General features: G+C 45.3%; 10 protein-coding genes. 1 reads left to right on the forward strand and 9 read right to left on the reverse strand.

What is annotated here, in order from left to right:
* Positions 1-46: 46 nt before the first annotated feature.
* From ACYVD4_RS21190 to ACYVD4_RS21200, 3 genes are all read right to left on the reverse strand, one after another.
* Positions 47-2,680: a VWD domain-containing protein gene (locus tag ACYVD4_RS21190; protein WP_460949143.1), complete on the reverse strand. Its 2,634-nt coding sequence runs from the start codon at positions 2,678-2,680 to the stop codon at positions 47-49.
* A gap of 17 nt (positions 2,681-2,697) precedes the next feature.
* Positions 2,698-4,353: a Kelch repeat-containing protein gene (locus ACYVD4_RS21195; protein ID WP_460949144.1), complete on the reverse strand. Its 1,656-nt coding sequence runs from the start codon at positions 4,351-4,353 to the stop codon at positions 2,698-2,700.
* Positions 4,354-4,669: 316 nt separating this feature from the next.
* Positions 4,670-5,806 (reverse strand): hypothetical protein, encoded by a 1,137-nt coding sequence (locus tag ACYVD4_RS21200; RefSeq protein ID WP_460949146.1) that lies wholly within the window; start codon positions 5,804-5,806, stop codon positions 4,670-4,672.
* A gap of 508 nt (positions 5,807-6,314) precedes the next feature.
* On the opposite strand from ACYVD4_RS21200, the gene ACYVD4_RS21205 reads away from it, so the two are divergent.
* Positions 6,315-6,659, forward strand: coding sequence for a sensor histidine kinase (locus tag ACYVD4_RS21205; protein WP_460949147.1), 345 nt, complete (start codon positions 6,315-6,317; stop codon positions 6,657-6,659).
* Positions 6,660-6,770: 111 nt separating this feature from the next.
* Here the strand turns inward: ACYVD4_RS21205 and ACYVD4_RS21210 are convergent, their stop codons facing one another.
* The 6 genes from ACYVD4_RS21210 to ACYVD4_RS21235 all read right to left on the reverse strand — a co-directional run bounded on the left by ACYVD4_RS21210 (position 6,771) and on the right by ACYVD4_RS21235 (position 14,245).
* Positions 6,771-9,827: a sensor histidine kinase gene (locus ACYVD4_RS21210; protein WP_460949148.1), complete on the reverse strand. Its 3,057-nt coding sequence runs from the start codon at positions 9,825-9,827 to the stop codon at positions 6,771-6,773.
* Between the two features lie 63 nt (positions 9,828-9,890).
* Complete coding sequence (locus ACYVD4_RS21215; protein WP_460949149.1) at positions 9,891-10,514, reverse strand: response regulator; 624 nt, start codon at positions 10,512-10,514, stop codon at positions 9,891-9,893.
* Positions 10,515-10,660: 146 nt separating this feature from the next.
* Positions 10,661-11,794, reverse strand: coding sequence for a sensor histidine kinase (locus ACYVD4_RS21220; RefSeq protein WP_460949151.1), 1,134 nt, complete (start codon positions 11,792-11,794; stop codon positions 10,661-10,663).
* A complete protein-coding gene (locus ACYVD4_RS21225) occupies positions 11,791-12,456 on the reverse strand; it encodes a hypothetical protein (RefSeq protein WP_460949152.1) in 666 nt (221 codons plus the stop codon). The genes ACYVD4_RS21220 and ACYVD4_RS21225 overlap by 4 nt, the downstream gene beginning before the upstream one ends.
* A 78-nt stretch (positions 12,457-12,534) precedes the next feature.
* Positions 12,535-13,311, reverse strand: coding sequence for a hypothetical protein (locus ACYVD4_RS21230; RefSeq protein ID WP_460949154.1), 777 nt, complete (start codon positions 13,309-13,311; stop codon positions 12,535-12,537).
* 76 nt (positions 13,312-13,387) lie between these two features.
* Complete coding sequence (locus ACYVD4_RS21235) at positions 13,388-14,245, reverse strand: hypothetical protein (protein ID WP_460949156.1); 858 nt, start codon at positions 14,243-14,245, stop codon at positions 13,388-13,390.
* Positions 14,246-14,260: the final 15 nt, after the last annotated feature.

A 14,260-nucleotide genomic window follows, 5' to 3' on the forward strand; every position in this document is an offset into this window, starting at 1 on the left:
AAAAATGGTGTGGTGTAACTAAAAAATAACAAGAACGTAACGGCCTTTATGGCGTAAAACTCCACCACTCCTTGTTACCCACGCTATTAGTAGCCGTACCTAATCCCATATACGCTTTCCCATTCACAACAGGTAACTGATAAATTCCTCGCAACGTATTGGTTTGCAGTGGCAAATAGATTTCCTCACCCGGAAACTTCGTCCAGGTATCGGACGTAGCGTCGTAGCTCTGCACGTAGCGATCATTGATGGAATAGAACGTATTACCAATCGAACAGTAGTATTTTGCCCCGAACGAATTCGCTCGTTTCTCCCATACGTTTCGGTTGGGTATATATTCATACCAATCGCTCCAAACCGTATTACTGCCCGATCCACCACCTACAAATGGGCGACCGTTAATAACCGTTGCGATACCGTTAAATTCTACATTGGTGATGTTATTCCCTCTGGGTTTAGCCGGAAAATCGGCTTTCTGTGTCCAGTTATCTGTAGCGGGGTCATATTCATACGTAGCACTTTTGGTCGGATAATCCGTCTCACCCAGCCCCCAACCCGTTGCACCAAACAGAGCGTAGCCTTTACCTCCGGCAGCAAAAGCAGCTATGTTGTAGCGTGCTCCTCCCGGAATGCTTTTACGCTGCGTCCATTTGTCGGCCGATACGTCGTATTCCCAAAGCTGATCGGTTCGGGTATTGTCGATAGCTCCACCGACGAAATAGATCTTTGTGCCCAGAACGAACGTGCCAACATAGCCATACGTATTTTTTGCATTGGGCATGGTGGTTTTCTGTGTCCACTGATCCGTAGCCGGATCGTAGACGTACCAATCTTTACTTTGTTTTCCTAAGCCAGCGTATATTTTGTCGCCCACGGTTATACCCACAGCCCCTTCGGCTGCTTTGCCAGAAAAGTCAGCACGTACTAGAAAGTTATTATCTGAAGGATTAGCCTGAGCCACCAGACTAGCCAACGTAGCATACGTAGCATCGCCCGTAATGGCTACATCCAGTATACAATTACTTAGCTCAGGCTCACGAATGACGCCCGCTTGCCGACAGAGAGCCTCGGCCTTTTGCCGATCTGCCAATGAGAGACTGGAATAGGGTTGTCTATCATTCGGTTTTGCCCGGTCGGTATAGGTTTCGGTAGTTGCCCCATTTTCATAGAAAAAGTGGGATTCGGTCTGTGTAATCCGCCAACTATCAGCAAAGGCTGGGTAGAGTTCGTCGGGACGTAGCAGGTTTATTACTTTATTATCCCGCGTACGTCCATCGTTGCTCATGTTACCGTCGTAATTACCGAACAGGCCAATTAGTTTTCCTTTTCGATTATCGGCAGGCTGAAATTCAAAATCCCTTCCCTTACATAAAATCTGGTCGTTATTAGGCGTAATAATTAACACGCCATTATTCGTTTTCATAAGTGCACTCCCTCCCGACAATGGATAGGGTTTACCCTCCAGTTGTGTAAGGTTTATTTTTTGCTGATTAGCATATAGGTACGATTTATTCAGTTCGAAACTCACTATATCGGCTCCCGTATTTACAGCAATGGCCTGGTTATACGTCACACTACTCTGCCCCGGCGCACCATAGCGTACTTGTACTTCAAACTTATCGGTAGTTGATTTGATGGCTACGAACTCGCCCATTGCCTGAAAATCAAATTTCACCCCATCAAGCGAAATCAAATGTGGATCGCCCCAGCTTCGTGCCAAAGCCCTTCCTAAACCAATGGCAAAATCCAGCATTCCGACGGCACAGGTAACCGCATCAAATGCGCCGACACTACCTCCAGTAGCTACTGTAGCAGCCATACTTAACCAGCTACTTGGCGGGCAGGCAGTAATAAAATCAACTGCTGTTGGATCGTCCAGGCACTCTCCATTGCTTACTTTTTCCATGTTATCGTAAGCGCCCTTACAGCCTAGCCCCATAGCACCACTATTGCCCACAAAGAGCGCCCCGCCTATGATCCTCTTTGCTGCCTCCCGCTCTAGTTGAGTTTCCAAGTCATTAAAAATTTCTTGTTCTAGAAGGTCTTTTGCAGAAACAAAGGGTGCTATCACCGACAAAATACAGCCAGATGCTTGAAGAGCCAAGCGCACATCATCGACCCAGCTAGGTGTACAGGCCGCTTGTCTGGCCCCTTCACCTACCCTACCATTTTTCCGGGAACTGAGCCGTTGAGCTAATTGGGGTAGAAGTTTAAACGTTTCACCAACGTTTGCCTGAATAGGACTAGATGTTACTTTCGTCACTACATTCTGGCACCGAATCTCCACCTCTCCTGTATTTACAACAGGTTTTGTGAAGGTAAATAGCAGTTTTAGATCCCCTCCCATCGACTGAATGGCAAGTTGCGTTGGTAGCATCTGCTCATTCAGTTGTAATACAGCTATCGTATTTTCTTTTCCCAGGAAGAAAAGAATCTGCCGAACACCGATCAGCTCCCCAGCAGTGTTCTTTGGTCCGAAAAATGCGAAAATCTCTTTACGAGTAGTATCTCTCATGAGCATACCCATATCTTTCACCGATGCACCATAGGTCGTTATGAAATATGGGCTTTTCTGAGAGGGATTAGGCTGTGGGCTTTCTTCTGTTTTGGGCTTACAACCATCAAACAGTGTTGGCAAACACACCCCAAGTAGAAGCAGAATGCTAATGATACGTTTCATAATGATGGGCTGGATAGTTATGGTTTAAACTCATACCATTTGTCGGAATAAAGCCCAACGCTAGCACCGATAAATAGTCGATCTGGCCGTTCGAACGAAAGGGAATTGTTTTCGGTTGGGCGGTCAGCAGCACTCAATTTCAGTATAGATTTCCACGAATCGTCTGACGGATTGTATTCAAAAATTTCCTGTCCAAGTCCATAGAGTTTTCCACCAACGGCACTTATTAGCTGAATGCCATACGAGTTTGAAGCCGAAGAAGCTGGTACTTGTTTTTTCGTCGTCCAGATATTGCTGGCGGCATTATATTCGGCAAATGCCGTTCCGAGATGGGCATAAACGGTATTGTTAAAGGCAACCAGTTTGTTGCCAGACGAGTTGGTTCCGGCGGGTACGGCTTTTTGTGTAAACGTCCGGCTGGCAATGTCATATTCATAAAACCGGATAGCCGACGTAGTACCCAATTCCTGACCAATCAGGTATACTTTGGTACCAACCTGTACCTGCGAATGAAGAAGGAGATTCGGACTTCGAAGGGGGTTGGTCAGTCCCGTAGCAATACGAGTCCATTTATCGGTAGCCGGATCATACTCCCAAAGCTCCGTATTGGCCGTAAAATCTGTTGAGAAGCCAAAATACCCTTTCCCATTCGCTACATACGTAATACCAGAACGGCCTCCAGCATACGCACCACTACTGATAGTTATGTTGCCCTTCTGTGTCCACTTATCGGTAGCCGGATCATATTCAAACCAAAAGTTTGGACTTGTTGACCCATTTGCCGCTCGCTGATTGGCTCCCATATAGAATTTCCCACCCAGCGAAAACTGAATGGCCTGACTGTGGGCTATGCCGGGGAAGTTGGCCCGGCGTGTAACCGTTGCGTTGCTGGCTTTTGCTATGGTAGAAACCTGAAGTGCGTTGCTGTAATACGTTACGCCATCAACCACGGCATACGCTCGTATTGTGTAGGGCGTACTAGCCTTAAGCCCTGTTAGCTCAGCCTCGAAAAAAGTAGACGTAGCACCCGTACTCGACACAGCTCCACTCACCTTTGCGTCATCGGTAGTTGGTTGCGATTTCGTATCGGAATAGCAAAAGCCAGTTGCAGTCAGCTTGGCTCCCTGTTGATAATTTATCGCTACGGCTGAAAACTTAATTGAATAATCCGTAACTGATTCCACATAACTCTGTGTCAGAGTTGACAAGGTAATTTTCGCTGTAGTTGTAGTTGTAAACTCAGTTTCCTTCTGTGTCGATGAAACTTTGTTGGTTACGACGAAAATCGCTTTGTATTTCGTGTCGGCTGTCAATCCTGTAATAGCCTGTGTTACCGTAAGCGGAAAAGGGCCACTCGTTGCGCCTAACGTAATGGATTTAGCTTGTTTATTGGTAGCAGACTCAACTATGTTCATGGTGTGAGTCGTAATGGCCTCTCCACCATTGCCATCAATGACTGCCGTTATCACTGCCGATGTACTACTGATACTTGCCACGGTAATCGATTGATTAATCACTGGACCGCTGGCTGTTGCCGTGGTGCTGCTGCCGGGTGTTGTGGTACCGCCACCGGGTTTCACAGGGTCTGGCTCTGCTTTTTTGCAGTTTTGCAAACTCAGCACGAAGGCGAAACAGATACTCAACCAAAGGACTGGCGATAGAAAGGGTCTCATAATGGTGCAGATTGAAGCAGAAAGTTCATTTGACGCATCAAATGTCAATACTTTCCGACTGGCGCAAAATCCCATAAAAGGGGGATACGGTCAATTTTTGTCTGGTACTTCTGTGATAAACGCATTTACCCGTTCAACGCAAGCCGTTTTTAGACGTAGTGGCATTGAGTGATACATTGCAAAATTTATGGTTTCGCGACCCGTTGGCGTCAGCTTAGTAACAAAACAAAGTAAAAATAACGGTATACTATATACGTCCGTTAAATGCATGACTTCAGTTAGTTATTGTGTAGACAGAAATAATAAACTCAGAACACTATGATTGAAAACTACCATCCAGAATATTGGCCCCTTCTAACGAACCGCTCCCTCTCCGTAGGTATCTATAGATACGCATCGTGAGTGTGCTTCTATCGTTCGTTCCATACTGTTGAACAATACGTTCCCATACAGCCTGTCCGCTACCAAGTCTATTTACGTCGGCTGTTGCTTTGCGAACACCAACGTTGTAGCCTGGCCATGTAGACCCCAAGATTGTAGTGGTCGACGTATTGGCGTCACGTATTGCCTGCCTGACCTGATCCAGATAGCCAACAGCGCAAAAATTAATATTCAGGTCCCGATTCGCTCTGGCACTTGTTTCTGAAGGCATTTCAGCCACTCCCCATATAACTTCGAAAGCAATCTGCATTAAGGCGGTCGATGTCCAGCAACTTGCTCTGGCAGCCATTGATACGGCTGTTTCGGTAGACCCTGCTGCTGTCGTTCGCGCAATTGTCTGTCCTAATCGGCTTAAAGCTGCTTCGGTTGGCCCCAGCAGTATCGAAAATGTGGCACGTCCATCAATCCGAACATCCTGCCGACGCACCCGCCCGCTAGTAGTCCGATGCGTTGCAGCAGCATAACCATCTAAATCACCCGCCCGCCCAGACTGTCCTAAAATTCGCTCTACAATCCGCTCTATAAATGGATTGGCATTCGCGGTTCCCTCAAGCGTCAGTATAAATCCTTCGCGTAACGCCTGTCCATTGGGTGTGGTAGCGCTCACGGAGAAAATACCTCGCCCAAATGAATGACTCAATTGCCCAGAAAAAATGTCGATCAATCGTTCTGTAATGGTTCTTGATTGGTTGCTGCTAGCTACGCCACTCAATATCTGTTCCATCAAATTGCCATCAGCCATCTGAAAAGCACCAACAAACCCAGCGCCGACCTCATTTTGTAGCGATGCGGATAAAGCAGTTGTGTTCATTCGATCTGTTGGTGTGCGACTTCGGGTATGGACTGAGCTAGTAGCCAGTCGTGGTGTGCTTGAAGAGCCTCCACTACGCCGAACGGGCACAATGCTGACATTGCCGCTGATTTTCAACTTAAATCGAAACCAGCGAGCCGAGCGCTCAGCAAACTCTTTTTCCCAGGTTATCTCCCGTCGGCCAAGTTCTTCAGGAGTCATAACCCAGAAATTGAAAAATTACCGCACGTTCATAAATCCGATGATAACCTCGATAGCTGGTTTGAAGAAACTTGAAAAGCCCTCTACCAGTCGAGTAATCATAAAAAGACAAAACGTAAATAAACAGGTGTGGATCAGATAGCCTAAACATGACGTAGCATTTTATGGCTTAAACTTCGCTATGTCTCAACTGCTACGCCATCCCATGAAAGGGGGATAAAACGCATTCTTACATCACTGAGCCGTATAATATATTCGTAGCAGCCCAAGCAACTACTTAATCAATACTTCGCTCAGCCAATTTTTATACTTTAACTCTATATAAAGTTACTTATCTCGTTATTTTATAACGAAATGCTATCCACGCTCAATTACGTTACGTATCTTTTTAGATGGAATGCTATTCATGATGACCTGCTATGCATTCCTTTCTTTTCTCTGGCAGTATAAACAACTTTATGTCTACTATGGGCTGTAGATTGTATGGAGCCTGAACTCGTCGAGCGATTTGTTACAGGACGTAGGCTTATGTATCCGCGAAACGGCTTATGCTCTTTTTCAGGATAGTGCGGTTCGTCTTCATATCGACATCAGCGAAATCAGTGCTACGTTGAGCCTTTCAGAAAAGCAACGCCGTGAAATTCACCTGATTGCTAAAGAATGTCTGACAAACATTTTCCGACATGCCCATGCCCGTCAGGTGTGGCTTTCGCTACGTACTGAATCCAATACGCTATCGATTGTTATTCGAGACGATGGCGTTGGTTTTGACGTTAGCAATGATACGAGTGGGCTCGTTTTAAAAAGTATTCGCCAACGTATTGACGATTTACAGAGGCATTTGCGTATCTGATCAGAAGCAGCACAGGGCACTACGTTTACCACTGATTGCCCGATTTTGCTTCAATCAGCTAACTCAATCAAACCGTCAGAAAACACTCCTCTGGCAAATGCCTGGACCTGATTATAGTTTCATCAGCAACGTAATGGTAGTCCCTTTTTCGAGCACACTCTCAATTAACAACGTACCATTTACTTGTTGAGCACGAGTCTGCATATTTTTCAGGCCATTTCCACCCAACGAGTTCTGTAGCTGTAGTTGCGGATAGTCAAAGCCACATCCATCATCGCTGATGGTCAATTGTAACTGACCATTCATCTGGCGAAATTGTACCAGAACCTGCTTGGCCCGGGCATATTTTGCTACGTTGGTAAGTGCTTCTTTACTAACAAAATACAGATCCCGCCGATGTTCAGGCGTTAATATAAGTCCCGACAGTTTTTCGTCAATATCGACGTAGCAGACAACATCTGTGTTCTGGAACAAGGCAGCCACTACGTTCCGTAATCGCTCGGCCAACTGGCCTAACGAATCATATTCGGGGTTTACACTCCAGACAATATCGCCCATCTTATCCATTACACGTCGGGAGGTTTCGCCAATGGTGTCAAGTGTGGTCTGTGCCTTTTCAGGGTCACGATCAAGCGACCGGCGGGCCGTCTGACTAAGAATGCTGATGCTACTCAGGTAACTACCCATATCGTCGTGCAGATCGCGGGCAATCCGGTCGCGAATGAGCCGCAGTCGAATTCGTTCTTCTTCCCGATAACGAAACACGCCATAAACAACCCCAACAAAAATCAGAGCGCAAAGCGCATAAAACCACCAGGCTCGCCAGAAAGGCGTTTCGACATGAATCCGAAATTCGGCCGGGTATTGGTTCCATAATCCCTGCGCATTGCCCGACCAAACCCGAAATATATAATCTCCTCCATCCAGATTGGTATACGTAGCACTGAGGTCTTTATCGGTCAGCACCCGGCGCTCATCGAAACCAACTAACTGATAAGCAAACTGAAGCCCTGCACTGCGCGAAAACTGCGGACTGGTGAATGTAAATTTCAATACGTTCTGATCATACCGTAACGATAGAGTACGTATATGGCTACTATCGGGATCAAATGGTTGTGGTTTATCGAAAATGCTGAATTCAGAAATTAAGGGTTTCGGAATTTTATAATAAATCGGAACGCGTTCGGGTCTTAATACCGTATAATAAATACCAGATTGCACAGCGCACCATTCGCCTTGTTCGTTTTTCACCGGTACGGCAAATTGCTCATGTAAAAAACTTGATATCTCATTTTTAAAAGGCTCCAATTTCCGACGATCAGGCTGATACCGATAAAAACCTTCCTGTGCCTGAATCCAGATATAGCCAAACGCATCTTCATCGATCCACTCTGGCCGGATATTTCTGGTGTCGATATCCTTAATTCGCTCCATTTTGCCCGTTTGTGGCCAAAATCGCTTGGCCCCTCCCTCATACGATGCCAGCCACAAGCTTCCTTTCCGGTCTTTTCGAGCACAATAAACTGCGTTATGATGCAATGATTTACCACCGGTATTCTCTCTGAATCGGTTTACTACGTTGCCTGTATTCTGGTCAATCTGAAACAGACCAACTGTGGTGCCCACCCAAATCGTATTATCATCGGGCAAAATTGCTAATGGTATGGGAAAGTCAGTTTGTTCAGGCCAGGAAGGCAATCGGCTATACGAATATTGGCCTGTTTCAGGATTTAAGCGGCATAAATTCTCTTCGGCGGCTAACCAAATTATTCCGTCTTTATCAATATTGATGTACGTACACCATGCTGACTTCCCATTGAAAATAAGCGAAAAATACTTGACCTGTTTTCCAAATTTATATACGTAAACCCCACCCGACGTAGCAGTCCAGAGCCGGCCTTGTTTGTCGTAACAAAACCCATTCATATACTTTTGCGGATACTTTTGCGGATTAGCCCGCTCTGGCAATTTTCGTAGTTTATGGTTTTGTGAGTCCATACTTTCAACGGTTCCAGCATCCAGGTCGTAATCAAATACCCCCCACCCCAATGTACCAATCCACAAGTGATTGGGTTTTTCTTTTTGAGGTATCATGCATGTTAATTGAATACCCGAAAGATTTAGTGTTTCAAGCTGAATCGCCTGATCGTTTGGATCGAGCAATCCAAGTGCCTGATCAGCCAGCCATAGGTTTCCATCTGGAGCCAGCCATAATCGGTCAATCTGGTTACTGACTAGCCCCTCGGGTAAGTTCGCCTTTGTTACGTAATCACCAACAAATTTCCGGGAGTGGCGATTAAAAAAACGAAGCCCCTGATTATGGGTTGCTATCCACAGAATGGAATCGCCAGTAATGGCCGGAACCGTGCAGATATCATGTACAGCAATAAAGCTCTGATTGAATCCATAGCCGGGAGGAAAATAGTGTTTGGCCTGACCAGTAGTAGGATCGAACTCAACAAGTCCACGTCCGTTACGTCCCATCCAGATTGTTCCATCTTTATCGGCAAAAGCACAGAAGAAATGCTCCTGCGGATCATCATCCACAGGGTAGAACCGGTTCTTATTTGTGGCCGGATCATAGACAAATGCGCCTTCGGAAGCCGCAATTACTACCTGATCATTTTTCGTAAGAACTATCCGAAACGGCCGAAACATCTCCCGTATCGACGTAGTACTGGTTTTACCCGTTCGCAGATCGTACCGAAGTAATCCCAGCGACGTAGCAAGCCAAAGGCAGGTTCGGCTTGAATCATAAAGAATATGGTGACTATCGCGACTGACGTGCCCATCTAAGGGTGTTGGCACGAGCCTAAACTGATTGCGGGTAATATCGTAACGGGAAAGTCCCATCTGGCTCAATACCCAGAGTTGCCCTTGTTTGTCGATGGCAAATTTCTGATATGTATTGTCGATGGAGCCGCCGGGCTGCCGGGCTGGTAGATGATATTGAAGAAATTGACGTCCATCGAATCGGTTGATGCCGCTCTCGGTACTAATCCACAAAAAACCGCGCCGATCCTGAATAAAATCGATTATTCGCGGACTACTCAGGCCATCTTTCGTGGTGAAGTGACGAAATTTCAGATAGTGGGGCACTTGCGCCCGTGCCACAAAAGGTGCCCAAAGAAGAATCCATAAAAGATATTTATACAGTGTGGATTGCATATAGCTCTAAAGCAATGGCTTGAATATAAGCATCTCCGCTTAGGCTTAGTGTACTTTGGCACTTTATAATTTATATTTTGCTACCGCTTCTACAACGGAATGCACATGGAGTTTTTCATAAATTCGTTTGATGTGCGTCCGCACCGTTTCAATACCTACTCCCAGCTCTGCGGCAACGAGTTTGTAGCTCATACCCTGCGCCAGATAATGCAATACCTGACTTTCGCGGCTGGTGAGCTGATCTAGGTTGGCGGATTTGGCAGAGCGAGCTGTAAACGATTGAATCACCTTACGGGCAATACTGGGCGACATGGGCGACCCGCCAGCATAAACCGACTGAATTGCTTCAATTATCTGATCGGGGGAGGTTTGTTTTAGCAAGTAGCCCGATGCACCCGCACATAATGCTCTAAATACCCGATCGTCATCATCGAAAACAGTAAGCATTACCACTTCCACAACCGGAAATTCACGATGCAAACTTGTTACAGCCTGAATACCATCACGACCGGGCAGATCGATATCCATCAGCACTACGTCGGGCTGAAGTTGATACGTCTGGTCGTTGGCTCGCAGGCAATCGCCGAAAGCGCCAACCAGCACACACTCTTCCGTATCATCTACCAAAGCACTGAGTGCTTCACGTAGCGGAGCGTTATCTTCATAAATCAGAACACGGATTGGCATGGATAAAAGCAGAATAAGTAAACGATAACATCGTGAGCAGCAACGCGTTTTCTTTCAGAAAAAATCCGTATTGTGCACCTCATGTAAAGGTAGGGCGATGGGCTATTCTACGCTATCCCATATTTAGGGGATACACCACGTGTCTTTTAAATCGGGAAACGTAATAAAACACTTGTCCCCTTCTGTTGTGTTGATTCGATAGTAAGTGTACCGTTTAGCAAAGAAGCGCGAGCGTGCATGTTACGTAGCCCATTTCCTCCCGATGGGTTTTGCCGAATTGGGTTTTCAGGATCAAACCCGCATCCATTATCCTCAACTTTCAGATATAACTGATTTCGTTCGAACCAAAGCTTTACCCCTACCCGACTGGCTTTAGCATAACGTGCTACGTTGGTGATAGCTTCTTTATAAATCAGAAAAAAATCGCGCCGAGTCTCGGCTGGCAAGCTCATCTGTCGAACATCGGTGGCTATGTCAAGCTGAAACGCTACGTTGTTTTCTAACTCATTTCCAGTTGTAAATAAGCTGGATGCTACGTCGGTCATACGCCCAACGACCTGTTCCATTGAATCGTGCGAAGGATTAATACTCCAGACAATATCGCCCATTGAATCCATGATCTGTCGGGCTGTTTTTCCGATACGTTCGAGGGTGGCCTGCGTCTTAGCCGGGTCTTTTATAACCGAACGATGGGCTGTCTGACTCAAAATGCTGATGCTACTCAGATAGCTCCCCATATCGTCGTGCAGATCACGGGCAATTCGGTCGCGAACACGCTGTAATCGAAGAAACTGGCGAAGTCGGTAGCGATAGAGCAGGTAGAGTCCGGCGCTAATAAACAAAAGTCCATACAGGAACATCATCGGCAAAAACCACCAGCGAAGCCAGAGAGGAGATTCGATAACTAATTTGAGCTGTATAGGCTGGATTGACGAATTAGTCAGATCACGAATATGAATAATAAACTCTCCGTTAGGCAAATTTGGTAGAAAAAGGACGCTATCACGAGTCGCAATTGCTCCCTTAAAGAGTTTTCTTACTTCATACGAATAGGTTGGGTGAGCGGATGGTGATTGCAGATAGATAAGTAAGTTGTTATAGCGGTAATTAGTCGTTACAACTGTATCTCCACGCTTAAATTCAGAAGGTGGCAAATCATCGTTAACGTAGTATCGTTCAATAAATTTAACATCGTTTATGATCACCGACTGCCCCTTAACAGCCACTTCCAGAAACAGGCTCATTAACACGTAGACCAACCGAAGCCACCAGTTGTTCATAACGGATTGTAGGGTTTTGTAAAGGCATATATCTGATGTGTGAATCCTTTAGCGAATAAGGCAAACGCAACAGCACTTATCATCACAGTCAGTGTATCGAAGAAGAAATATAAATCAAGCGATGTTTCAATAAAGTAGTTTCTGAAATACATGGTCCCTGCCGAAAAAAAGCCGTATATCAAAAAAGCAGCATGCTGATACAATAACGGGTTGGTACGTAGTGATACGTTGGTTTGGTCGTCAATTAATCGGCGAAGAGAATCAAATGCATAGACGGCTAAGATTAATTTTGATAATGCCAGTGTACTGGAATTTATATAGTTAAAGCCTACCCAACAAATAACTTCGGCAGGAATCAGTGCAGAAACAACCAATGCAATTAATAACGGCCACCACTCCCATTTTCTAATTCGGGTATAGTATAAACTGCCACACCAGAGCACACTGATAGTCTGAAAGTAATACAGAAAATGGTTTCTAACCCTGTTGAATCGTAAAATATCGGCCAGTACTTCAAATAAAAGCAGTGAAGTTAGCAGACCAATAATCCATTTATCAGCAACGGTAAGTTTCGACCAATGCCTGAATCCAATCCAGAGTGGAATCAGGATAACTCCAAAACAGACATGATAAAGGATATCTAATATCGTTTCAACAGACATGGTTACTCGTGTTAACCTTCCTTTAATCGAAGAAAAGATAACTCATCAAAAAGCTATCCTTTCTTCTTGTTTCATCAATTAACAAGGCGATTTCGGCGGACAGTCACCAAGGCCCGGTCCAGCGATTTCTTCTGTGCGAATTTCAATAATTGGCCCTGCGACAAATCCATCGGTTCCAATCAGGAGCGTCATGTTTCCCATTGTTCTTTCGCCGGGGTAGTAAACTGTAAGACCCCATTGGAATGTAAGCGTCTCGGCCTGCATATAGTCTGGGTCAGTGCTAAGCAAGTTTAGTATGGATTTTACAGGCAATGTTACGCCATGAATATATGGATTACTCCGGATAGTACGTCCCGGATAATAGGCGCGAAACTGTTTCAGATATTGGCGTGCTTTGGTGACCCGAATTGACTGTTGCTGATCAAGATTGATATACATCTCGGGTAAATTGAAACCATTCTGGTTTGTTATATAGAAATTATTCCAGACTTCAGGGTCAGGCAATGGTGGATTTCCGGTGTAGAAACTGCCTTTATGAAGTAGTTGCACTTGTCCACCCTGCGCTATTGGTTTATCGAATCCAAAACAGGTTTGTATACCCAGACAATTGCGGCTGTCAAAATAGGCCAGCAGTTGTTGTACTGTTTGTTTCGGGACACGTAGTGCTAAATCACGCGAATCAGGAGTAGAATTACCGTTATCCTGCAAAAACTCTCGAAAGAAAGCGAAATCGTCCAGATGGGGCGTTTGTAGTAATTTTGGACGCAGAATTAGTTCTGACTCTTTGCGCTTTCCTTCACGAAGTCCATTCAGGTAAACTTGCTGCGTATCTGTCAAGCTGGTGAATATAGCCATGTTGATTTATAGGGCTTTATTATGTGAATAGATAAGATAATACAAGGTTGCATACCGATAAAGCTTAGTTTTGGCGTTACCATATGCGTTTTTTAAGCAGCTTACAGACCGCATTCCAGTCTGGCACTACCATACGAAGTTCTTGAGACGGCATATACATTGATCCTTTCTGAAGCAGAATAGGTATATCAGCCGCCATTAGTGTTATATTATTGAAACGGGCATAATTGAGAATCATCATTACAAAGCCACCTATGTAAGCTGTTGCAGCAGAACTATGGCCAAATATGATTTTATTGGCTAACATATACGGCACAATACCATAGCAGGTTATCGCTTTGCCATAATTGCTCTGAGGTTTCCCTGTCGTATCGACTCCTCCTACCAGAACTATTCCCTCGGAAGGTTTAGGGGAATTTATTGGCTTATTACCGTTGCCAGCGGCAAGAACTACAACTCCGCCCAGTCTGACAATAGCCTTAAGTAGTAATCGAATCAGGCCATCATCAAAAAAGCTTTCCTCTGCATTTGTGGGGGCAGCATTGATAACAACTACATCCCCCGTGTTGAGCATTGCCTGAACATAGATGAGCGCTTCCGGAAGGTTTTTGAGTCGTAGTCGGGCCGAGCCGGATTCAAGGTTTACATTCTTACGCTCTACCCCAATCAAGGTAATACGTTCGTCTGAAAGTTGACGGGCAATAGTTTTTATGATATGGAGCGTTTTTTCGCCATGAAAATCAGTATCATATTCGGCCTGCGCAAAGGAAAGATCATTGTATTGAGGCTCATCCCGTATCAGACTACCCGGCTCAACTGTCGGTTTAACACCAGCATGCCATGTAATATCGATCAGAAACAGATGTGGGTAATCTTTGGAACGGGGCTCCCAACCGTTTGTTTCCAGCTTAGATAAAGCAACAGGATTTGACATATCGATTCTCCTTTT

This window comes from Spirosoma daeguense (genome assembly GCF_054776875.1).

Coding starts and splice junctions, on each gene's coding strand:
- ACYVD4_RS21190 (WP_460949143.1), bottom strand. CDS start 2,680: ATGAAACGTATCATTAGCATTCTGCTTCTACTTGGGGTGTGTTTGCCA.
- ACYVD4_RS21195 (WP_460949144.1), bottom strand. CDS start 4,353: ATGAGACCCTTTCTATCGCCAGTCCTTTGGTTGAGTATCTGTTTCGCC.
- ACYVD4_RS21200 (WP_460949146.1), bottom strand. CDS start 5,806: ATGACTCCTGAAGAACTTGGCCGACGGGAGATAACCTGGGAAAAAGAG.
- ACYVD4_RS21210 (WP_460949148.1), bottom strand. CDS start 9,827: ATGCAATCCACACTGTATAAATATCTTTTATGGATTCTTCTTTGGGCA.
- ACYVD4_RS21215 (WP_460949149.1), bottom strand. CDS start 10,514: ATGCCAATCCGTGTTCTGATTTATGAAGATAACGCTCCGCTACGTGAA.
- ACYVD4_RS21220 (WP_460949151.1), bottom strand. CDS start 11,794: ATGAACAACTGGTGGCTTCGGTTGGTCTACGTGTTAATGAGCCTGTTT.
- ACYVD4_RS21225 (WP_460949152.1), bottom strand. CDS start 12,456: ATGTCTGTTGAAACGATATTAGATATCCTTTATCATGTCTGTTTTGGA.
- ACYVD4_RS21230 (WP_460949154.1), bottom strand. CDS start 13,311: ATGGCTATATTCACCAGCTTGACAGATACGCAGCAAGTTTACCTGAAT.
- ACYVD4_RS21235 (WP_460949156.1), bottom strand. CDS start 14,245: ATGTCAAATCCTGTTGCTTTATCTAAGCTGGAAACAAACGGTTGGGAG.